Source organism: Paenibacillus sp. FSL H7-0735 (assembly GCF_038008505.1).
GTDB lineage: Bacteria > Bacillota > Bacilli > Paenibacillales > Paenibacillaceae > Paenibacillus_AQ > Paenibacillus_AQ odorifer.
In genome coordinates, this window is sequence record NZ_JBBOZH010000001.1 from 4,857,963 (window position 1) to 4,881,271 (window position 23,309).

Genomic DNA, 23,309 nt, shown 5'->3' on the forward strand with positions numbered 1-23,309 from the left:
TCCGGTATATCTACATTTTCGCGAAACAACTTCCATTTCCTGCAAAAGAAGAAAAAATAAATCTGCCGGACCTTCAGCATAAAAAAATAAAAAACGACGCTTAGTCAACCCTCCAAAAGAGCGGACTAAACGCCGTTATAAAATCACTTGTTAATCGCTAGTTTTAATGAACTGATGGGAAAAGATTTATGATCTCATCCTTTTTCTCCACAGCTACAATCTGTTTGCCTGTAGAACGACGCTCGCCCAGCGGCGCTGATTCAGAGGAGAACGTATGGTGGGCATTCTCACGAGTAACAGCATTCAGTTCTAATGGCTCCTTGCAATAGAAAGCCCCTGCTAACCTGCTGCCATTTGGACGTATTCGTTTGCCTTCCTTGAATTCGAAGGTTGGCATTCCTTTGCCACCACGGCTTTGTGATGGATAATCCACAAGTAATGAACGTTTCGCATAACCAATATCAGAAATAGCAAGGATTTCGCCTTCATCTTCGCTGACCCAGAAGCAGGAAATCACCTCGTCGCCCTCGCGCAGCTGAATTCCTCTTACACCAGATGCAACGCGACCCATAGGGTTAACCTCATTCTCATGGAATCGGATACTCATTCCCTCACGGGTAACCAGCACAATGTCCTTGTCATTCGTACTGGAAGCCACTGTAATGATCTCATCACCCTCGGCTACCTTACAGGCCGCTACAGCTCCAGAACGGCTTGTAGAGTATTCCTTGAGCTCTGTACGCTTCACCTGACCCCGACGGGTGACGAACACAAGACTTTGCTGCGGATCATCTAGATTATTAACCGGAATCACACTAACGATTCCATCTCCTTTAGACAATCCAATGACATTCACAATCGCTGTACCAGGCTCTTTCCATTTAAACTCCGGAATCTGGTGCACAGGAAGCAAGAAGTATTGCCCCTTGCGGGTAAATACCAGCAGACTGTCACGGGTATTCACATCCAGCAGCCTGACGATATGGTCGCCTTCTTTGACGCCTGAGGTATGACGCTCCCCACCTGAACGGGTGAAGGAAAGCATACCAGTCCGCTTAATATAACCATCTGCTGAAAGAGCAACTAGCACATCCTCCGCGTTGACCAGAGCTTCAAGGCTAACCTTGAGCTCCTCTACTTCGCCTTGGATCAGAGAACGGCGATCAATGCCGTATTTGTCGCGAATCTCCAGCAGTTCCTTACGGATTACAGAAACTAGCTTTTTGTCGCTTTCCAAAATGCCGCGCAGATGTGTAATCTTTGCCATCATTTCATCTAACTCTTTCTGGAGTGAAGTGATCTCCAGATTGGTCAGACGATACAATTGCAAAGTAAGGATCGAATCGGCTTGGCGTTCACTGAAGCCGAACATCCATACGAGATTGTTCTGAGCATCCTGACGGTTTTTCGACGCTTTGATCGCAGCGATAACCTCATCCAGAATGTTCAGTGCTTTAACTAAGCCCTCTAAGACATGAGCACGGTCTTCTGCGCGTTCCAGATCGAACTGGGTGCGATGAGTCACAACTTCACGCTGATGCGCGATATAAGCTTCCAGGATGGCTTTTAGACCAAGCTGCTGAGGCGCTTTGTTAACAATAGCAACCATATTGAAGTTATAGGTAATTTGAAGATCGGTTTTTTTGAGCAGATAGGCCAACACGCCTTGAGCATCAGCCTCTTTTTTGAGTTCGACTACAATCCGCAATCCCTCACGGCCGCTCTCATCACGAACCTCGGCAATGCCATCGATCTTTTTCTCCAGCCGAATATTCTCCATGGAAGTAACCAGCCGTGATTTTACAATCTGGAATGGAACTTCCGTAATCACTATTTGCTGCTTACCGCCCCGCATATTCTCAATCTCTGTCTTGGAGCGCAGGTAAATACGGCCTTTACCTGTGCGGTAAGCATCCATGATGCCGTCTCCGCCCATGATCGTGCCGCCTGTAGGGAAATCCGGACCTTTCATAAAGGTCATAATTTCTTCCAGCTCAATATTTGGCTTCTGCATCACTGCGATACAAGCGTCAATTACTTCACGCAGATTATGTGGCGGAATTTCAGTAGCAAAACCCGCAGAAATCCCACTCGTGCCATTTACGAGCAGATTCGGATACCGGGAAGGAACCACAACAGGCTCTTTGGCGGTATTGTCAAAGTTATCTTTAAACAAGACGGTCCGCTTCTCGATATCACGCATCATCTCCATTGCAATGGGAGACAGCCGTGCTTCTGTATAACGCATTGCCGCAGCTGGGTCATCGTCCATGGAGCCCCAGTTGCCGTGACCGTCAACTAGCACATGCCCCATCTTCCAAGGCTGTGCCATACGTACCATACCATCGTAAATAGAGGAGTCACCATGTGGATGGTAATTACCCATTACATCTCCGACGGTTTTGGCTGACTTGCGGTATGGCTTGTCAGGTGTGTTGCCGGAGTCGTACATCGCGTAAAGAATCCGGCGCTGCACGGGTTTAAGTCCATCACGGACATCGGGGATTGCCCGGTCCTGAATAATATATTTGGAATACCGACCAAAGCGGTCACCGACGACCTCTTCCAGAAATGCCGGCAAAAATTGTTCTGATAAACTACTCACTTTGCTCACCTTCTGTTCCTCAAACTGCCCGTTTTAAAATAGTGTGGTGATTCTCGGGTACTTCAGGGATTTTTGGAATTCCGGGCACTATCGCTCCTACAGTTCCAAAAATCTTCTAGGTCCCATAAATCACCAAACTCTTAGAAAATCGGGATTATCGTCACTTGCAGCACTGACATTACTCTACAATTTCGGTGAAATCGACATTTTCAACAATCCAGCGTTTACGTGGATCGACTTTGTCACCCATAAGTGTTGAAACACGGCGCTCCGCCTTAGCGGCATCCTCAATCTGTACCTGAAGCAGCGTACGCGACTCTGGATTCATCGTTGTCTCCCACAGCTGATCGGGGTTCATCTCACCCAACCCTTTATAACGCTGAAGCTCGAAGTTTTTGCCGAATTCCTTTAAGTAATTTTGCAGCTCTTCATCACTCCATGCATACCTTACGGTCTCCAGCTTACCCGTTTTGCGGGTCAACTTATAAAGTGGAGGCTGAGCAATAAAGACCTTACCTGCATCTAATAAAGGCTTCATATAACGATAGAAAAATGTCAGCAGCAGCACCTGAATATGCGCTCCATCGGTATCGGCATCGGTCATAATGATAATTTTGGAATAATTGCTGTCTTCGACAGTGAAATCCGGACCAATTCCAGCGCCTATCGTAGAAATAATTGCTTTATACTCGTCGTTCTTCAGGATGTCCAGCAGCTTAGCCTTCTCCGGATTCATCGGTTTACCTTTTAGCGGCAATATCGCTTGAATCTTAGAGTCACGGCCTTGCTTAGCCGAACCACCCGCGGAATCACCTTCCACGATGAACAGCTCCGTACGTGTAACGTCCTTTGATTGTGCAGGAGACAGCTTACCGCCAAGATTCGAGCTTTCGCTGCGTTTCTTGCCTGTGCGGATCTCATCGCGGGCTTTACGTGCCGCTTCCCGGGCTTTCGACGCTTGAATCGATTTCTTCAGCAGGCTCTGCGCAACTTGTGGATTTTCTTCCAAGAAACGCGCCATATTTTCAGAAACAATATAATCTACTGCACTACGGGCGGAAGCACTGCCAAGCTGATCCTTTGTCTGTCCAACAAATTCAACCTCGGACATTTTTACACTAATGACAGCCATCATGCCTTCCCGCAGATCATTACCTTCCAGGTTTTTATCCTTTTCTTTAAGCAATTGCGTGCGGCGGGCATATTCATTTAATACACGAGTGTACGCAGTTTTAAAGCCGGTCTCATGTGTGCCCCCGCTGCGAGTTGGAATGGAGTTTACGAAGGAAGCCAAGGTTTCTGTGTAGCCTCCGTTGTATTGAAGAGCTACTTCTACCTCGATATCATCCTTTTCTGCACTGAAATGAATAACATCATGGAGAACATCCTTACCTTCGTTGAGGAACTGCACAAATTGACTGGCTCCACCTTCATAAAAGAATTCATCCTGACGGTTGCTCCGCTCATCTTGCAGTGTAATACGCAGACCGGAATTCAGAAAAGCAATCTCCTGAACCCGCTCTGCCAGCGTGTCATAATTCAGAGCAATTCCATTTGGGAAGACACGAATATCTGGCTTGAAAGTAATTTTCGAACCAGTTTTATTGGTGTTACCCAAGATTTCAAGACCAGTTACAGGTTCGCCGACATGCTCTTTGCCCTTCTTGTCCACCCAGTACTCAAACCGCTGACGATGGATTTTGCCCTCACGATAAATTTCTACTTCGAGCCATTCAGACAAAGCGTTTGTGACAGAAGCCCCTACGCCATGCAAACCGCCTGATTTTTTATAACCCGATCCACCAAACTTACCGCCCGCATGCAAAATTGTAAATACAACTTGCGGTGTAGGTACCCCTGTCTTATGCATTCCAGTCGGGATCCCCCGTCCATTATCGCTAACGGTTACCGAGCCATCCTTGCGAAGCAGTATGTCAATCTTTGTACAATACTTGGCTAAATGCTCATCTACGGCATTATCTACGATTTCCCATACTAAATGATGTAGTCCTGAAGAACTCGTACTGCCGATATACATGCCAGGTCGTTTGCGTACTGCAACCAGACCCTCGAGCACTTGAATGTCGTCAGCATCGTATCCAGTACGGCCATTCTCGCCGTTATTAGAAACTTCAGCAAACATATCGATCTGTTCGAGCATTCATGCTCCTCCTTCTTTTCTCTATACTAAGAAGAAACGGCTTGGCCGTCCTTTTTGTTAAGAACGGTATCCGTTACTGCCAAAAACCTAAGGATAGAATATAACGTGAAATTATACTCTCCTATATTTCTAAGAAATGCAAACAAACGTTTTGGTCACTTTGTTCATTCTAATTCAAAATATCCCTTTTCGTAAAGACGGCGAATGAAATGATCACCGAAGCGGCTCCCCATACAGCCAGCACAGCCATGGAAAATGACAAGGACATCCCTTCAATGGGGGCGGGAGTACCAGACAAATAGCTGGTCAGTCCAAGATTTACCATAAATAAATATTTCGCTGTTGTCCAGGCAGAGGCCATATTGGTCAGTATACTACCTGCAATCAGCGCGGCCATCATAACTACTATACTCGCGGCAGTACTGCGAACAAGCACCGAGATCATGAATGCGAGCAGTGCAACCACTACGCTGACGAACCAAATCAAACCACCTTGCATAAGCATATATTTCCACTGAGGCACTGCATGTACAGTAGACATATCTAGCGAATCACCACTTATTTTAAAGCCTGTGAAAACAGGAATGTTAAAGCCTTTAAAACCAAAGGCGAGACCAGAGATAAAGTAGCTGATTGCAAATGTGGAAAGTACGATAAGCGAGACAAACATTAGCAGTGCTGTCATTTTGCTAAAAAGCACCTTCCAGCGCTTGACCGGCCTAGTCAACAGCATTTTGATAGTTCCAGTTGTCCTTTCGGCCGAGACCAAATCTGAGGCCACCGCCATAATAAGCAACGGAATAAATAATGTAACCGAATTATCCATAAATTCACGGGTAAAGGTAACCCCGCTAGGTTCATTCGGATTAACGTCATGGTGAAGATAATACTGAAGCTGTTGTACAAATATTCGCCGATAAGTCTTCCATTCCTCTGGAATCCGGTCACTTCCCAGTGAATTTTGATTATCGATAATCTGCTGCTGGATCTCAAGCCGCCAATCGGAATTAAACTTCTCCCGGCTCCGTTCGGCTGAACGCATCTGTGCATAGGTGAACATAGGCACCAGTACAATCAGAATCAGCAGTATAACATAAAACCGTTTCTTTTTTATAATCTTCAAGCACTCATTACGGATTAGCGGAAGCAAGTTACTCAACATTCTCACCCTCCGTTAGTTTCAAGAATAGCTGTTCCAGTGTCGGATTAATTTTATGCACAGCCCTCACCTCGATTTCAGCAGTAACCATTACGGCCACAATCTCGGGGATCAGATCCTGATCCATGATCGTTATTAAAGAATTGGGGCCCATCCCTGCAATAATTGAGTCATCTAATGTGACGTCTTCTAGTTTCTGAATCTGAATATCTGAACGATCAGCCAGCATTTCCCGAGCCTCAGCAAAAGGCTCCAGCTCCCAAAGTACATACGGCGAATTACGAGCGATCAGCTCATCTACCGCACCAACAGCCAATACACGCCCTTTACTAATTATCGCTACACGGTCGCAAAGAAGTTGAATTTCGCTTAGCAAATGGCTCGATACGAACACCGCCAGCCCTTCATCCGCCAGCTTGCGAATGAATTCTCGCAGCTCCTTAATACCTTTAGGGTCAAGTCCATTCGTCGGCTCGTCCAAAATAAGCAGCCGTGGACGTCCCAACAGTGCCTGCGCAATGCCTAATCGTTGTCTCATCCCAAGCGAGTATGTACTTACCTTATCATGTATCCGCTGATCTAATCGAACAATATCTACCACTTCGCTAATACGTTCATTGTCTACACCAGGCTGCATCCGGGCAAAATGCTGCAAATTCTCCCACCCGGTCAAATAGGTATATACCTCAGGATTCTCAACGATAGAGCCTACATATTGCAATGCTTTTTCCGGATTTCGGTTCACATTGTACCCACATACTGTAATCTTGCCCTCAGTAGGACGAATCAAATCCACAAGCATGCGGATCGTGGTCGTCTTCCCAGCGCCGTTAGGGCCGAGAAAGCCGAAAATCTCCCCTTTTCTCACATCGAAAGTAACATCATCTATTATCCATTTCCGTCCTATTTTTTTACGTACCCCGTCCACAGACAAGACGACTGTGCCGGAGTCTTCACTATTCGCTTTTGTCATATTTAATTTAGCTCCTTGTGACTGTCATTTTCTCGGTTTGTACTTGCTCAAAGGGCATTTACCTACATGATCTTACTGCAAAATTTAACACTCACCTATATACTACTGCACAGCCTGTATGAACCGTTCTCCGATTCGCTGATAGCCATCACCATTAGGATGAAAATGATCGGTGGATAGATACTTGTCCAAATGTCTGTTAAACAAGTCAAACGTAGGAACCAAGGTCATGTTGCTATGCTTATTAATAATATCCATTGCCGTATTATTCCACTTCGTTACCGCTTGATTGCCTGGTACCAGTAATTCTGGAATATCGCCAAAGGGATTATACAGCCCCATATAGTAAATTTGCGCATTTGGATTGATCTGTGAGATTTTATCGAGAATCTTCTCCAGCCTAGCTGCTGCTTCTGGCAGAGCGGCTAATAAAGACTCTGGAGTCAGCTCCTGCTCAGAGGTTGATGAAGTTGTGTTTCCTTGCTGCGCCCCATTATTCTCAAGAATATCCGAATCCTTAAACAGATCATTTCCTCCGACGGATAGCAAAACAACATTCGACATGCGCAAGGCATACTCCACACCATCTTCGTTCAGTTTGCTTAACAGCCCCGCAGTAGTCAACCCGTTAATCCCCATATTACCTAAAAAGTCTACTGTGACACCTTTTGCAGATAAACCAGTAACCGTACGCTTAACAAACCCTTCTCCGGTGTTATCACCAGTCCCCTTGGTAAGCGAATCCCCGAGCGCAACAATTTTGAGGAGCTTGACAGTCTCCGTCACCGGTGCGGCTGTTTGCTGAGGCAAGCTGCTCTCGGTAACCTCTCCGACCGGATAGATAATATCTTTAACCGCATAAACTAAACCAACCATCAAAACTATAGTTGTTACTATGGAAATCAAGCTGACGCTGCGCCATGTCCATTTCGAATCCTTCAAAGCTATCCCTCCGTATGCCGTTCTATTATGTATTGTTCCACAATTTACAAAGATCTTAACTATGTTACATAAACATAATTCTTCCATAGAAGTTTTGCAAATGTCTAGCAAAGAAATAAATCCCGCTGTTACAGTGTTTATGCCGAGGAGCGAGTGTGGACTTTTTTGAAAATAAAAAAATACTGGCTTTTTAATTAATGCCATTATATAATATTTCCCGTTGACTCTTTAGACATTACGGGTTATTAGCTTAGCTGGTAGAGCAGCCGACTCTTAATCGGCAGGTCGCAGGTTCGACCCCTGCATAACCCATAGAGCTAGACAGAAGAAGTAAGGACAAGTTCCTTGCTTCTTTTTTTGTTGCATTTTTGATCTTCACCACACAAAAAAAACCGCTCCCCGACTTACATCGGAGAACGATTTCTTCCTGAAGCATCTACTCGTATTATTTACCAATAAACTCTTGAACCCAGTAATTATTATCATAACCTACACCGATATAATTGAAGTTAGCATTCAAAATATTAGCGCGGTGACCTGGACTATTCATCCATGCCTTCATAACTTCTTCTGGTGTTTTTTGTCCCATTGCGATGTTCTCGCCTGCGGCTTTATAAGTGATGCCAAAGGATTTCATCATATCAAATGGTGAACCATACGTAGGTGAAGTATGTGAAAAATAGTTGTTCGAACGCATATCCGTAGCTTTTGTAGCGGCAACTTTGTGCAGGCTATCCAATCCAGCTACAGGTGACAATCCAGCTGCTGCACGTTCTTTGTTTACCAGCGTTACGATTTGCTGAACATAGGTTCCTTTATTGCTCACAGCACCTGTTGTAGTTGTATTATCTGTCGGCTTAGTTACAGTAGTTGTGTCTGCTGGCTTTGTAACCGGTTTTGTAGTTGTAGTTGTGGTCGTGTTGTCTTTGTTTGGTACTGTTCCAGTTTGCGGCTTAGTTACCACGATTGTGCTATTCGAAAAAGGGAATCCCTCAAGATTAGCTTGTTTAAAATATTGTAATATTTGCTCATAACTTGTGCCTTTTATTGTTACTGTCGATTCATTCGATGCCGCATTTGCTTCCAATGGAAGAGAAATACTAAGTGCCATAACAGCTGCCACACTACCACCGATGATTGCTTTTAATGTCTTGTTCTTCAATCTGCCATCTCCTTTTTTCTTGCGTGTAATATATGCTTCTGCCTAGAGTGACCATCTACAAATGTTACAAAGTTGTAATTTGTTCCTCAGTCATTGTAGCATAAATCTCTCAAATGTGCGCTTCTAATTTTTTACATATAATAGTCTTGACTGTAAGATTTCTGATTCCTAGATACATTCGCTTTCTTTCGCTGTTTCCCTGCCTAAAAATACCAATTCATCTATTATTCGCGAAAGAAAGCACAAAAAAAGTCGCCCTCCCCGAAAGGACGGCAACTTCAGCAAACCTATGGATACCTGTCGATTAATGAAACGACTGCCAGAACTCGCCCTCCGTAGAGATCAATCCCATGATCTCCGCATAAGGAATCCGGAAGGTTGGAAAACCTGCAGAATACGGAGCGATCTCATAAGGTGCGAAATACAGATACAACGCTTCATTATCCACAAAGAAGGGCTGATCCGAGGTAATTCCTTTATACGTATCCGGAAAAACATATGAATATTGTGGATCGTTCTCGATCTGTTTGCCCACAATTTTACTGAGCTTCTCCACATATCTGCTGCCCGGCTTGAACAAATCTCCCAGCTTATAGAACCTGCCGCTGCGCAAATTAATATGCGGATAGATTTTGGTAGGCATTCCATGTGCTGCTCCAAAAGGAAAACGATAACCGGTCAGCTCCAGCACCAGCAGGTTTTTACGGAAGAAAGAGACTGAAAAATCACCATTATAACTAAAGTCCTGGGAAACCCCTCCACTCCCAACGTCTTCAGCAAGGGATAGCTTGCGCAGCTTATCGTTAACCTCTCGCGAAACTTCTGCACTGGCAATCCCTTCAACGACCGGATAATACACCAGATAATCCCTGTTCGGTTTGTATTTCTTCTCCACTACGGAATAGGGAGGTCTCAGCGGAATGACTCCATTTTGGCGCCAAACCTGCTTTCCCTGCCGATCATAATAAGAGGTGCGTTGATCTACATCTGCTCTTATCAAACGTCCGCTAAGGGTGAGTGTTCCTGCACCTGGAATAACTGGAGGCTGGGCTGCCTTTTTTCCACTTCTATCGATAAAATAGGTATCTTTAGCATCAAATACAGACGCCAAGCCTTCCTGATAATTGTTCACGCCAAGCAGGGTGTGATTGCTCAGGACCGCTCCCGTTTCCGCATCTGCAATTACGTAACGTGATCCGCGATAAGGCTGGCTGGGGAATACAGGCGTTCCTATGGCTACTCTGCCTTCACCTAGCTGCAATACTTCATAATATTTTGCCGGGATGATCATTTTCCCTTGTTTATCAATCAGCCCGTAGGCGTTGCCATAATTCTCAGCGGTATTCACCACCGCACGTCCCTCTGAAAAAGGTAAAGCAGAGGTGAATTGCGGCTGAATAGCTACAGAACCATCCGTATTTAAATAGCCATATTTACCGTTTTCAGTCGCTTGATAGGCGAGTAAACCTTCTCCCGGACTTCCTACAAAAGGATGGTTGTAAGTATGCAGGATGTTCCCAGCCGGATCGATGAGCGCATACTCTCCTTCTTTGATTTTAACCAAAGCCACGCCGTTCATAAAATCATTGGCATCCACATAAATCGCGGGCAGCACCTCTTTACCTTGCGCGTCCACATATCCATATAGCGATTGGCCACCGGTTGTATTTTGTTTTGAAAATAGTGCACGCCCCTCATGTAATGAGTTCAGATAATCATACCGGGCGGACGTCACTTCTTTGCCTTTTTCATCAATAAAAGTGTACCCCTTGGCATCCGACACGACCGCGCGCTCTTCCGAAAAAGGCGCAATAAAGGAATAGATCGGCTTCACTCGTTCTCTTCCAGTGCTGTCAATGAGCCCGCTGCTATTTTTTCGCTGAACTACAGCAAGACCGTTCTTTTGAAAATCCTCAGCATATTCGTACCGAGGTTCAATCTGAACACGGCCTTCGTCATTAATATATCCCCAAAGTGTGCCCTCTTTGAGATTAAACGGAGCCGGATGCAGACCCGTGGTCCGCAGATCGTCCCCCACCCACTCCGGCAATAAGTATGGCGCCTCAAAAGGCTTATTAGAGTAATCTACACGATATAATCCCGCTTCTGCCGGAATCGTGACAAATAACTCCTCTTCCGTGCGTATGAAATCCTCATCCTGCTGAGTAATATATTCGTTCCAGCCAATGCCATCCCATTTCCATACATCCGCCTGTATCAGACCATTGTCATTCCCTTTCCCCAGCTCATTCAACCTAATCCTTAACATCCAGTCGCTCCCCTTTAACAAAGGCATTTGCCTATAGAATATGGGAGAACGTTGGTTTATGTGCTTTTTGATCTTTGGGGTTGGGGGGAGAGGAGCTTTGGTGGGGAATCCGCAGAGGGGGTAGGCGTATTCTAGGGCATTTTTGCCTCTCTTTCCTCCTCTGTATATCATTTCAGCTAATTCTGCGGGATTTGTACCTTTCATTCGCCTCACGTAGCTCGTTTCAGCCAATTCTGCGGGATTTATACCGTTCTTTCACCCCACATAGCTCATTTCAGTCAATTCTGCGGGATTTTTACCGTTCATTCGCCACACGTAGCTCGTTTCAGCCAATTCTGCGGGATTTTTACCGTTCATTCGCCACACGTAGCTCGTTTCAGCCAATTCTACGGGATTTATACCGTTCTTTCGCCTCACATAGCTCGTTTCAGTCAATTCTGCGGGATTTTTACCGTTCTTTCACCCCACGTCGCTCATTTCAGCCAATTCTGCGGGATTTTTACCGTTCATTCGCCTCACGTAGCTCGTTTCAGCCAATCCTACGGGATTTATACCGTTCTTTCGCCTCATGGTGCTTCTGTTCTGTTACTAATATTAGTTTGTTGATATTGTTGGGGAGCTATGATGAATATGATGTGTTTTCGTGGTGCTCCTGATGGCGATGGTCGTGTTATTGCTGCTGATATTGATTTGTGGCCGTGATTGCTGTGTTCATGCTGATAATGTTGAGTGGAGTGTGATAGCCGTGTTTGTGTTGATGACATTAATTGGTGATGGTAATGATGCTGTAGATGTTCCGTGGCGGTGAAGGTGCAACTATTGGGTGGAGTAAATCTTATTGGTGCAATATTAGCTTTGATGGAGCAGGGGTGGCAATGTTGATTGTAGTTGGTGGTGGTAAATAATGTTGATGTTGATGTTGATGTTGATGTTGATTTTGATTTTAGAATTGCTGGCGCTGTTTAGTTGTGGTTACATTTTCGCGGGTAGTTTTTGTGGTGTGTTTGTTTCATGTTGGTAGTAGCCATTGTTGATCTGTGTGTTGGTGGTGACGACGCTATTTGGTCGTGGTCGCATCTTAGTGGGTATTTTTGGTGTTGTGTGAAGTTGGTAGTACTTTAGTTAGTGGTGTTTTGGTTGACAGTCCTGTGGTTGACAGTGCTGTGGTTGGCAGTACCGTAGTTAGTAGTACTTTAGTTAGCAGCGCTATAGTTAGCAGTGCTGCTAGTGGCATTATTGGTGTAATTGATATTATTGGCGTAGTTGATGGTGGTGCCAATGGTACTAGTGGGAGCGGAAGTGGTTTATCCCCAACTAATTAAACCAGTTTTTGTGGGTAGTTTTTCATACATAGTTATGGTGGGTAGTTTTCGTGCTCGTGCGTAGTTTTTCTATGCGAGGAGCAAGGGGGCGACGTTAAGTACTTGTGAATTGGTACTTGTGAATTGGTACTTTTAAATTGCATCTTATGAATGGTACTTATGAATTGGCACTTGTGAATTTGTACTTTAAACTGGTTCATATGAATTGCATATTATAAACTGTTTCTTATAAACTGTTTCTTATAAATTGCTTAGTATCAGCAAGCGAAATGGACAAACCAAAAAGCGTTTGCCATAAATAGCAAACGCTATAATCACCACACATCCCCCACACAACTACTTCTTCGAAGAATACTTCCGCATATCAAACGCGACCGCGGCGATGATGATTAAACCTTTGATAATCAACTGATAGTAAGGGCTGATGCCGATGAAGGTCAGGCCATAGTTGATTAAGGTAAAGATAATAACACCGACCAGAACACCTGGCACTGTTCCGATACCACCGGTTGTGGACACCCCGCCTACGACGCAAGCAGCAATCGCATCAAGCTCATACATGTTACCATAGTTATTGGTTGCGCCACCTGTTCTGGCAGCCTCCAGTACACCCGCCAGACCATAAAGGGCACCAGCAATGGCATAGATGTAGATCAAGTTCTTGGAAACATCGATGCCAGATACCTTAGCTGCCTGCATGTTACCGCCGATAGCGTACATGTTCTTGCCCAGCTTGGTTTTATTGAACACCACCCATACGATGGCGGCGACACCCAAGGCTATCAGCACGATATACGGGATTGAATATTGCCCCTTGCCGATAAACCCGGAACCGATTGTAGTGAAATCTGGACGCAGACCGCCAATCGGCTGTGATTGGTTGGGGTCCATGTCAAAGTACAAGGAATTCAAGCCGTAGACGATAACCATCGTACCCAGTGTTGCGATAAACGGCGGGACGTTCAGCTTGGAGACGACAATACCATTGACGAGTCCGCAGAGAAGACCAGCGATGATAGCTATAAGGATCGGAAGCCACACTTGCACCTGTGGCAGATCAGGAAAAAACCGCCGGGAATAATCCGGAATTTGCAGCATCGAAGCAGAAATTACCGCCGTGAAACCAACCACACGTCCAGCAGACAAGTCCGTCCCAGCTGTGATAAGGATGAAGGCAACACCAAGCGCGATGATAATCCGTGTTGACGACTGAATTAGAATGTCCCGTAAAGTATTTACAGAAATAAAGGCCGGCTCATATAAGGCAATACCCATAATTAGAATTACCAAGACAATATAAATGGCATTTTGAGTAATAAAAGATTGGGCTCTTTTAGCGTTCATTAGTAGTGTTCCTCCTTAAAGTTACGCGAAGAGTACTTCTCTTCGTAAACCAAATCTAGTTTCGCCCAGCAAAACTATCATTGAAATCCTATCCTAATGCTGTGCAGCGAGCCGCATAACTTCGGTTTCCGTAGCTTGCTCGCCTTCTAGTATTCCGGTAAGCCTACCCTCCGACATGACCATTACACGATCAGACATTCCGAGCAGTTCCGGCATCTCAGAGGAGATCATAATGATGCTTTTCCCTTGCTGTGCCAAGTCGGCAATAATCGAATAAATCTCGAATTTAGCTCCTACGTCGATACCGCGAGTCGGCTCGTCCAGAAGCAGGATTTCGGGCTCGGTTAGAAGCCATCTGGCGAGCAGCACTTTTTGCTGATTCCCACCAGAAAGATTCATGATCAGCGTTTTGGTTGTTGGAGTTTTGGTCCGTAATTTTTCAATCATTTTATCGACTTCTTCTTTTTTCTTTTTTCCATCTAGTAGAAGTAGTAGTTTCTGGTATCGATGCAGGTTAGCGATTGCGCCATTCTCATGAACAGACAAGACTGGAAAAATACCGGTGACACGCCGTTCCTCCGTAAGCAATGCCATTCCGTGTTTCTTAGCATCCTTGGGAGATTGAATATGAATGCGCTTACCATCGATAGAAATCGTCCCCGATTTAATAGCCCTCAGGCCAAATAATGCTTCAATAACCTCTGTTCTCTGAGCGCCTACCAGACCACCAATCCCTAAAACCTCACCTCGTCTTAATTCAAAAGAAACATCTTTAAACGATCTTTCTTCAGGGGAGGTTAACCCTTCCACCTTCATATATACTTCGCCAGGCACGTTAAATCGTTCTGGGAATCGATTGGTCAAGTCGCGGCCGACCATTTTGGAAATGATAAGGTCTGTAGTCAATTCCGCCGCTGGCCAGGTTCCGATTTTTTTACCGTCCCGCATAATGGTAACTTCGTCAGAAATCTCGAGAATCTCTTCCATTTTGTGGGATATATAAATAATAGCTACGCCTCTACTCCTAAGATCCCGTATGATCCGAAATAAATGCTCCACCTCCACACTGGTCAGGGAGGAAGTAGGTTCATCCATTACAATAACTCGGGAGTGAAAAGAGACAGCCTTCGCAATTTCAATGGATTGGATTTTGGATACAGACAATTTACCCACTAATGTCTCGGGATTCAGATCGATATCCAGATCTTTAAACAAATTCTCCGTGTCAGTGTACATTTTCTTATGGTCAATAAACTGAAAAGGTCCAACCCCTTTGGTTGGGAATCGTCCTAACCAGATATTCTCCATCACACTTCGGAACGGCACGGGATGCAGCTCTTGGTGAATCATTGATATCCCATTTTTCAAAGCGTCATTTGAGCTTCCGATAGAGGTCTTCTCACCCTCCAAAAAAATCTCACCGGCATCCGGTGAATAAATACCAAAGAGACATTTCATTAAAGTGGACTTACCCGCACCATTCTCGCCCATAAGGGCATGCACCGAACCTGGTCTGACCTTTAAACTAACTGCATCCAGCGCTTTGACGCCGGGGAATTCTTTAGTAATGTCATTCATTTCTAGCAAAAACTCAGCTTTTTCCATGTTGTTACGCCCCCTACGCTTTTTTCTTTTTTCATGAGAGGCACAGCGGTTTCATCCTGTTCCCTGCCTGAAAGAAATCCGAGGAGCGAATATCCGCTCCCCGTTGCTGCTATATGATCATGAATTCCATCTAGATTAGAGCGTTATTATTTGGCGTCATCGATATTATCTTTGGTGATCTTTTTATAGGAAATCCACACGTATTGGTTGTCTGTGATATCAAAGCCTACGTTATCTTTTGTAGGTGTTTCTCCTTTAGCAAGCAGAGCAGCAACTGTGATCGCAGCTTTACCTTGGTTGTTCGCATCATTCAGCACGGTACCAAGCATCGTTCCATCTTGCAGCGCTTGAATCGCAGGAGCAGTAGCATCTACACCTACTACCGGCATAAATTTATCACCCGTGAAGTAACCTGAAGCTTTCAGAGCTTCGATTGCACCGAGAGCCATATCGTCGTTGTTCGCAAGCACAGCTTCAATTTTGTCGCCATGGGAGCCAAGGAAGGCTGCCATTTTTTCTTGCCCTTTTACGCGGTCCCACATCGCAGTATCTTCAGCCAGCTTTTCTACCTTGATGCCGGCATCTTCAATTGCTTGGATGGAGTACGTAGTACGAAGCTCAGCGTCTTGGTGCCCCGGTTCGCCTTTTAGCATTACGTATTGGAGGACACCGTCGCCGTTTTTATCCGCTTCAGGATGTGCCTTCCAGTAGTCCACGATCAGTTGACCGGACATAGTTCCGGATTCTTCCGCTTTAGCGCCTACATAATAAACCTTATCCCATTTCTTCATATCTTCTGGCAGCGGCTCGCGGTTCAGGAAGACCACCGGAATATTTGCCGCTTTTGCTTTTTCGATAATAACGCCAGCCGCAGTACGGTCAACCGGATTGATCAGCATGCCTTTATATTTTTTGGTGATGAACAAGTCAACTTTGTCATTTTGTGTGGGTTGAGAATTTTGGCTATCTACGATATCTACAGTAGCAATGCCTTTGGCAGCAGTGTCGATTGCGTTACGAACACCCGTCATGAAGGTATCGTCAAATTTGTAAATGGCTACCCCTACTTTTGGCGATTCAGTGGAAGAACCCGCATTTTCAGTTTTTGGAGCATTGGTAGCTTTACCACTGTCTGCATTATTGTTGCTATTGCCACAGCCTGCCAGAGCGGCACCCAGTATTGCGCTTGCTAAAAGAACGGAAGTGATTTTTTTCATTATTCATTGACCTCCTGTTTATACTTCTTTTTTTTGGTTTAACCCCGAATTCTCTCGGGCACATCCATATTATGCCTTAGGTGAAAACGGTTTCGAATATAAAATCCTACTCACTTTTATAAAAATTCTACTGAACCCAAAAAACGAATACCTCCCATTTTAAGGATGGCATTCGTCTTTTCAAAAATAACCCGTCCACTATCTGACGAAGGGAAATAACAATTTTTGATTCTCAGGCCACAGCATATTGTCCAAATCAATGAGTTTAGTGCCCGTATCGACACGTTCAGGAACATCCATTCCTTCGATTACCTCAACGGCATGTTTTACGGCTAAATACCCGTTACTAAAAGGATTTTGGATTACGGTCGCTTGAACCGTCCCCTCCTGCAGCAACTCCATCATTGACGGGGAGCTGTCGAACGCAACCATTTTAATATTATGCAGCCCTCGGCTCTGGATAGCTTTTGCCGCCCCTTGTGAAGCTGTCTCATTCAAGCTGGCGATCCCGCGAAGATTTGGATGTTTCAGCAGCATTAACCGTGTCAGCTCTTCAGCATCACTAATACTCGAAGTGGTATAAGAAATCTCTACTACCTGTATGTTCGGATATCGGGCAGCGTAATTTAAAAATCCCTTTTCCCGTTCCTCTGCATCTCTTGCACCATATTCAATGCCGTTTGAAGACTCCTGCTCCGCCCCCAAAGATGAATTTGTGAAGTTAATGATGCCGACCTCCCCGTATCCATTTAGCAGTTGAATGAGTCTTTCTGCAGACTTTTGTCCCGCTTCATAGCCGTTTGAACCCACATAGGCTCTTACTCTGGCCGAACCGACTTCTGCATCCACAGACAATACGGGAATCTTGGAATATGCCGCCCGATCGACTACTTGTGCAAGTCCCATGTAGCTACTGGCAGCTAAAATAATAACGTCCGCTTTTTCTTTAATGGAGTCCTCAACCATTCTGACCTGTTCCGCAATATCACTCTCCGCATTCGGAGCTTTGAACGTTAATTTCACATTAAATTCCTGTGCCGCGGCTTCTGCACCCAATCTAACTGTATTCCAATAGTCGCCTTTGTTCATTTTCACAATAAGATGAATATTGCGGGTTTTGTTCGTATTGATATAATTAGGTGCCGAATTAAAACAAGACGTGATCGTGGTCCATAACACCACACATACCAGCAGGGTTAGCCAAAAACGAACGATTTTCATACCGATGTCTCATCCTCCTCATGTCCAGGATTGCCCTCGCCTGCTGCGAGTGCCGGGAAGATAAGAGTAACCGTAGTGCCTTCTTCAATTTCACTTTCAAAAGAAAGACCATAATCACGCCCATAATACAGCTCAATACGCTCGTTAACATTTCTAACGCCTACCCCGGAGCCATGCATACTCTTACTGCCGCCAGTTAAAAGAACCTTCATAGTCTCCTCGGACATACCCAGTCCATTATCACGAATGCGGATGATGACAAGATCATCCTTCAGCTCCGCTTGGATCGAAATAAAACCTTCATCAGGCATCATTTCAATCCCGTGATACAGGGCATTCTCCACAATAGGTTGTAAAATTAGCTTAATAGTCTGACACTGCAGCACTTCATCCTGAGCCTCGATCTCGTAGCGGAACTTATTTTTGAACCGAAAGCTCTGAATCACAAGGTAATGACGAACATGATCAAGCTCTTCCTGCACGGTAATCATATTATTCCCTTTACTAAGGCTAATCCGGAAAAACTTTGATAAGGACTGAATCATCGTGACTACCTCCTCAGTCTTGCCGCGTTCAGCGAGCCGGATCACAGAATTCAGGGTATTGTACAGAAAGTGCGGATTGATCTGGGATTGCAGCACTTCAAGCTCACCTTTACGTTTGGTTTCCTGTTCATAAATAATCTGATCCATCAGTTGGCGGATACGTTGCAGCATAAGGTTAAACCGTTTGGACAGCTGTTCCACCTCATACGCCCCGCTGACATCTATTCGAGTGTTGAGATCCCCTTCGCCCACCTGCTGAAGCGTCCGTTCCAGCTTGCGGATAGGGCGGGCAATACGTGCAGACAAAAAGACGGATACAATAATTACGCATAAAATGACTACCGCTAAAAACCAGGATAAAAAAGTGTTTAGATCACGTTTGGTGGTTACAATCTCATCGTAATAAGCCACGCCCACGATCTTCCAGCCTGTCTGTTCCAGTGTCCTTACGGTGATAAAACGTTTTTCACCCGTAGACTCATCCAAATAGCTACGAAAAGCATATTCCAGTACTGGCTCCACATTCTCATATTTTAAGCCAGCGTAAATCAGCTGCTGCTGGGGATGGTACACAATATTTCCTAGCTGATCGAGGATGTAAGCGTATCCTCTTTTGCCAAGCTTAACCTGCTTGCTCAGCTCATCAATGGTTCGAAAGTTAAAATCCATCAGCAGGATGCCGGTTTTTAAGACTCCGTTCTCCTTATATTGAATTAATTTGCTGATAGACACGACCCAGATATATTGACCTTTGAATAAATTCTGAATATGAGGTGCGGAATAGGAGAGCTCTGATGTTCTTTGCGCCGTCGTAAACCAGCTCTGAGTCTCCAGCTGTGTGTTGCTGCGCAGCTTCTGACCGGGTGTACCCACGACATATTTCCCCTGTGGTGTAAAAACAGCCGCCGAGACCAGATCCTCTCTGCTCCCCATTAGCATAGCCATTCTTTCCGTCAATAAAGCGGAATCCACGGAAGGGCTATTCGTAATCTGCTCCTCCGCTGTCTCAAAAATATTGCGCATTCCCTTAACATAAAGACCCAGATTGTAATTCACTTGCTCAATGATCTGCTGCATATTCATATTGGCATTCTCTTCTGCGGTCTTGGCAAACTTGTTGTACAGCATAAGACTGACAACGACAGCTACCAGCACGGCAACAGATGTAAAAGTGAGTGTAATCGTAACTTGAATGCTTCGGAGCTTGGAGGACAACCGACGTTTTCCGCCTTTGGGATGCTGCGGTCTTAGATGAAAGGAATATGGTTTATCCTTCAGCATCTTTACCCTCCTCTGGAGCTGTTTTTATACTCTTTAGGAGATTGGCCATATTTTTTGCGGAAACAAAAGCTGAAATAGTTAGGATCGGCAAAACCTATTTTTTCTGCAATTTCAAAAGCCTTCAGCTCCGTGGATCGCAAAAGTTCCTTGGCTGCTTCTAACCTAATTTGCAAAAGATAACTAACGAACGTCATTTTCATTTCCTTCTTAAAAATACTGCTAAAATAGCCGGTACTTATATGTAAATGCTGACAAACCTTGCCGATGGAAATATCAGATTCAACATAGTGGCTGCGTATATATTCTTTAGCTTCATCAATAAGCAGCTTATAGGAAGATTGACGTTCTAATGCAATCGTATCCATTAAACCGCTACAGACTGCAATAATCCATTGCTTGGCTTCGGCCATACTATTAAATTTATTAATGGCAGTTAGCGACGAAATGCCAGAACCAATATACTTTGCAGCCTCACTGCCGGATTCTTTAGCCACTCGCAGGATAGATGTAAAAATCTCCAGCAAAAAAATCTGATAATCCTGTGTAGACACCTGCTCTGCGTCAAGACCAGCAAATAACTCCTCAACAACCTCTTTAAGTTCTTGCACCGTACCTAGTTTAATCGTCCGGATTAAGGATTGCTGGGTTAGTTCATCATAGGTTAGCAGTGTGCTGGAACGTGACTCAACATCCTCAATCCAGATCACCCGGTTATTGCCGAGAATAAGCCGATAATCTAATGCCTGCATGGCATCCCCAAATGAATTAAATAACAAAGCAGGCGATGAACAGACCGTTCCGGAGCCTGCCGTTACCGTCAGCTTCAGAAAACGCTGTACGTTCTGGCGGATTTCTTCAAGAAGCTCAAAAGTCTTTCCAGTGATATCAGTTTCTTCCCCTTCTTCATGGATTGTGAGCAATACGACCTCATCACGATGAATAAACACCCTTCCAAAACCATGCTTCGAGCATATTTCTTCAGCAATATTCAGCACAGCGAATAGCTGTAAATTCTTTTCACCAGTGTCTCGTAAAGAAATTTGCCTGCCTGCTGCACCCCCAGCCGATTCCCGCTCAGGACGAATATAATCCACACTAATTACCGAAGCCTGAAACCACCGTCCCGTTAATTTTATGCCATATTCAGAGCTTTTCTCAGCAATTTCATCCGTACGCAATCTACGCGAAATAAGGGACGATAAAAATTGCTCCCTTAACACAGGCAGACTTTTCCGGTAATGCTCACTGAGTACAAATACATTTTCTTTTTCTGCAATTTCAGCCTCGATAGTGGCTCTAACCTTAAGCAATACTTCAATTAATTCCTGCGAAGAGAACGGTTTCAAAATATACTCATCAATTTGCAATTTTATCGCCTTCTGAGCATATTCAAATTCATCATACCCAGTCAAAATGATAATCTTAGTGTTAGGATGATGACTACGAATCCATTCAGCCAACTGAAGTCCATTCATAAAAGGCATTTGGATATCGGTAACTACCACATCCGGCAGCAAACGGTCTATGGCATCCGCAGCTTCCCGTCCATTCTCCGCCTGCTCAACAATCTCAAATCCGTAACGCTCCCAGTCAATCTGCCCGATAACGCCTTCCCTAACGTCTTCTTCATCTTCAGCAAGAACTAGCTTATACATGTCTCATCCCTCTTTGGAAACGTTTTAGATGTCATAAATTTTATTGTATATGATTCAAACCAATCCATCTATGGTTAAGTTATTTAAATAGTTTTAGGTATTAATATATTAAATACATATAAAAAAAGAGTTCCAGAGCAAAAAAAAACCATCCCGCCGTAGCTGGGATGGGGATGATCGGTAACCTATAAGTATTATAGCAACGCTTTGTTAAAGCGATAGCCTGCTGTCTTTTCGAAACCGATATGACGATAAAAAGCATGTGCCGGTGCGCGTTCTACGCGGTTGCCACTTCTGAGGAAAAGCTGACAGCAACCTTGCTCACGTGCCCATTCTTCTGCTGCGGCCACAAGTCTTTTACCGAGTCCGTTTCCTCTGAGTTCTTCTGATACGATAAGTGCAGTAATCTCTGTGATACAATCTGTCTGTTTGTAATACGAGCTTACCTGTCTAAGGCCGATCATACCCACAACTTCATTATTCAGCTCTGCTACAAGTGTGCATTGGAGATTGCTGTTCTCCATGCTTTCCAGTCTCTCTTTCATCACGCTTAGCGTTGTTGGATAGCCGAATTCCCGCAGAAGCGCTGTAACTCTCTCCAGATCATTCAAGCCGCATTTGCGAATTTCCAGTACAGGTGCCATGGTACTACTGTTCATCCTCATATACCTCCACTTTTAGCATAGACGCCGCCTGCTTGGCTATCGTCCGCGCGATTTCCACATCTTCCGCCGCACTTAACGCTACTGCCATCCGCCGACCAGGACGAACTTCCGGTTTACCAAATACGCGAACCTGAGTCCTGGGCAGTTCCAAAGCTCCTCCAATTCCGGTCACAGCAAAGGCTCGTCCTTCTCCATCAGCCTTCAGCGTAGCTGAGGCACCAGGTGTCAGCAATTGTATTGACTGGACAGGAAAACCAAGAATAGCTCTGACATGCACTGCAAATTGAGATAAATCCTGCGTCGCCATCGTGACCATCCCCGTATCATGGGGTCTAGGTGACACTTCACTGAACAATACGCCTCGATCTGTCAAAAAAAGTTCCACTCCAAAAATACCGAAACCTCCGAGCTGATCCGTTACTGCTTTTGCAATAGATTGCGCTTCTTCAAGCAGCTCTGGCTTCATAAAGTGAGGCTGCCAGGATTCCACGTAATCTCCATCCTTCTGAATATGTCCAATAGGTGGACAAAATACCGTTCCAGATACAGAACGCACCGTCAAAAGAGTAATCTCGCTCTCAAAAGTAACAAAAGCCTCCACGATAACTCGCGTTCCTTTAGCTCTCGCTCCATCCAAAGCAGTGTTCCAGCAGTTTTCTGCATCCTCAGGGCTTTTGCATACGCTCTGACCCTTGCCAGAAGAACTCATAATCGGCTTAATGACACAAGGAGTGCCTAGCTCGGCTATAGCTTGTTGCAGCTCTTCCAGACTATCCGCAAAACGGTAATCAGCGGTTGGCAGTCCAAGGTCTTCAGCCGCAAGACGACGAATCCCTTCTCTGTCCATGGTCAGCCGAGCCGCCCGCGCCGTCGGAACAACGAAAAAGCCTTCTTCTTCAAGCTCTTGAAGAGCATGAGTGGCAATTGCCTCAATCTCCGGAACAATGACATCCGGTTTCTCAGAGCGAATCAGCGCTTTCAGCGCCTCTGCATCCAGCATATCAATTACATGTGAACGATGAGCTACACCCATCGCCGGTGCATCGGTATAACGGTCTACAGCTACGGTCTCTACGCCAAGGCGTTGAGCTTCAATTATGACTTCCTTACCCAGTTCCCCGCTGCCCAGCAGCAACAGCTTGCGGCTTTGAGCTGAAAAAGGAGCTCCCCACATTGTCGATTC

Annotated in this window: 18 protein-coding genes and 1 tRNA gene; 3 read left to right on the forward strand and 16 right to left on the reverse strand. The window is 45.1% G+C overall.

Features of this window, described 5'->3' with window-relative positions; translation table 11 throughout:
• Positions 1 to 163: 163 nt before the first annotated feature.
• The 5 genes from gyrA to NSS82_RS22145 form a co-directional block, all read right to left on the reverse strand.
• The gene (gene gyrA, locus NSS82_RS22125; RefSeq protein ID WP_036685712.1) at positions 164 to 2,605 is read right to left on the reverse strand and encodes a DNA gyrase subunit A; all 2,442 of its coding nucleotides are present in this window, start codon (positions 2,603 to 2,605) and stop codon (positions 164 to 166) included.
• Between the two features lie 178 nt (positions 2,606 to 2,783).
• On the reverse strand, positions 2,784 to 4,766 hold the full coding sequence (gene parE, locus NSS82_RS22130; RefSeq protein WP_036685709.1) for a DNA topoisomerase IV subunit B: 1,983 nt from the start codon (positions 4,764 to 4,766) through the stop codon (positions 2,784 to 2,786).
• Between the two features lie 169 nt (positions 4,767 to 4,935).
• Entirely contained in the window at positions 4,936 to 5,925 is a 990-nt protein-coding gene (locus NSS82_RS22135) for an ABC transporter permease (RefSeq protein ID WP_036685819.1), read from the reverse strand.
• Positions 5,918 to 6,898 (reverse strand): ABC transporter ATP-binding protein, encoded by a 981-nt coding sequence (locus NSS82_RS22140; RefSeq protein WP_036685707.1) that lies wholly within the window; start codon positions 6,896 to 6,898, stop codon positions 5,918 to 5,920. The genes NSS82_RS22135 and NSS82_RS22140 overlap by 8 nt, the downstream gene beginning before the upstream one ends.
• A 102-nt stretch (positions 6,899 to 7,000) precedes the next feature.
• Positions 7,001 to 7,840 (reverse strand): GDSL-type esterase/lipase family protein, encoded by an 840-nt coding sequence (locus tag NSS82_RS22145; RefSeq protein ID WP_051491403.1) that lies wholly within the window; start codon positions 7,838 to 7,840, stop codon positions 7,001 to 7,003.
• A 239-nt stretch (positions 7,841 to 8,079) separates the two neighbouring features.
• Between NSS82_RS22145 and NSS82_RS22150 the strand changes: the two genes are divergently transcribed.
• Positions 8,080 to 8,152, forward strand: a tRNA-Lys gene (locus NSS82_RS22150).
• A gap of 133 nt (positions 8,153 to 8,285) precedes the next feature.
• Here the strand turns inward: NSS82_RS22150 and NSS82_RS22155 are convergent.
• The 3 genes from NSS82_RS22155 to NSS82_RS22165 form a co-directional block, all read right to left on the reverse strand.
• The gene (locus NSS82_RS22155; protein ID WP_036685704.1) at positions 8,286 to 9,002 is read right to left on the reverse strand and encodes a CAP domain-containing protein; all 717 of its coding nucleotides are present in this window, start codon (positions 9,000 to 9,002) and stop codon (positions 8,286 to 8,288) included.
• A 304-nt stretch (positions 9,003 to 9,306) separates the two neighbouring features.
• Entirely contained in the window at positions 9,307 to 11,271 is a 1,965-nt protein-coding gene (locus tag NSS82_RS22160; RefSeq protein WP_076273561.1) for a WG repeat-containing protein, read from the reverse strand.
• Between the two features lie 255 nt (positions 11,272 to 11,526).
• Positions 11,527 to 11,706 carry a hypothetical protein gene (locus NSS82_RS22165; RefSeq protein WP_341109898.1) on the reverse strand — a complete coding sequence of 60 codons (180 nt, stop codon included), beginning with the start codon at positions 11,704 to 11,706 and terminating at the stop codon, positions 11,527 to 11,529.
• Between the two features lie 220 nt (positions 11,707 to 11,926).
• Here NSS82_RS22165 and NSS82_RS22170 point away from each other — a divergent pair, with 220 nt between their 5' ends.
• On the forward strand, positions 11,927 to 12,079 hold the full coding sequence (locus NSS82_RS22170; protein ID WP_178944285.1) for a hypothetical protein: 153 nt from the start codon (positions 11,927 to 11,929) through the stop codon (positions 12,077 to 12,079).
• Positions 12,080 to 12,365: 286 nt separating this feature from the next.
• Positions 12,366 to 12,593 (forward strand): hypothetical protein, encoded by a 228-nt coding sequence (locus tag NSS82_RS22175; protein ID WP_076273559.1) that lies wholly within the window; start codon positions 12,366 to 12,368, stop codon positions 12,591 to 12,593.
• A 336-nt stretch (positions 12,594 to 12,929) separates the two neighbouring features.
• On the opposite strand, the gene mglC is transcribed toward NSS82_RS22175, so the two are convergent.
• The 8 genes from mglC to purT form a co-directional block, all read right to left on the reverse strand.
• The gene (mglC, locus tag NSS82_RS22180) at positions 12,930 to 13,937 is read right to left on the reverse strand and encodes a galactose/methyl galactoside ABC transporter permease MglC (RefSeq protein ID WP_076127586.1); all 1,008 of its coding nucleotides are present in this window, start codon (positions 13,935 to 13,937) and stop codon (positions 12,930 to 12,932) included.
• Between the two features lie 93 nt (positions 13,938 to 14,030).
• On the reverse strand, positions 14,031 to 15,542 hold the full coding sequence (locus tag NSS82_RS22185; RefSeq protein ID WP_076273558.1) for a sugar ABC transporter ATP-binding protein: 1,512 nt from the start codon (positions 15,540 to 15,542) through the stop codon (positions 14,031 to 14,033).
• A gap of 146 nt (positions 15,543 to 15,688) precedes the next feature.
• Entirely contained in the window at positions 15,689 to 16,759 is a 1,071-nt protein-coding gene (locus NSS82_RS22190; RefSeq protein WP_143759021.1) for a galactose ABC transporter substrate-binding protein, read from the reverse strand.
• Between the two features lie 198 nt (positions 16,760 to 16,957).
• Positions 16,958 to 17,980: a substrate-binding domain-containing protein gene (locus NSS82_RS22195; protein ID WP_038572394.1), complete on the reverse strand. Its 1,023-nt coding sequence runs from the start codon at positions 17,978 to 17,980 to the stop codon at positions 16,958 to 16,960.
• On the reverse strand, positions 17,977 to 19,806 hold the full coding sequence (locus NSS82_RS22200) for a sensor histidine kinase (protein WP_080742537.1): 1,830 nt from the start codon (positions 19,804 to 19,806) through the stop codon (positions 17,977 to 17,979). Before NSS82_RS22200 ends, NSS82_RS22195 begins: the two co-directional genes overlap by 4 nt.
• Positions 19,807 to 19,808: 2 nt before the next feature.
• Entirely contained in the window at positions 19,809 to 21,461 is a 1,653-nt protein-coding gene (locus NSS82_RS22205) for a response regulator (protein WP_036685685.1), read from the reverse strand.
• 194 nt (positions 21,462 to 21,655) lie between these two features.
• A complete protein-coding gene (locus tag NSS82_RS22210; protein ID WP_232061416.1) occupies positions 21,656 to 22,120 on the reverse strand; it encodes a GNAT family N-acetyltransferase in 465 nt (154 codons plus the stop codon).
• Positions 22,110 to 23,300: a formate-dependent phosphoribosylglycinamide formyltransferase gene (gene purT / locus NSS82_RS22215; protein ID WP_038572395.1), complete on the reverse strand. Its 1,191-nt coding sequence runs from the start codon at positions 23,298 to 23,300 to the stop codon at positions 22,110 to 22,112. Before purT ends, NSS82_RS22210 begins: the two co-directional genes overlap by 11 nt.
• Positions 23,301 to 23,309: the final 9 nt, after the last annotated feature.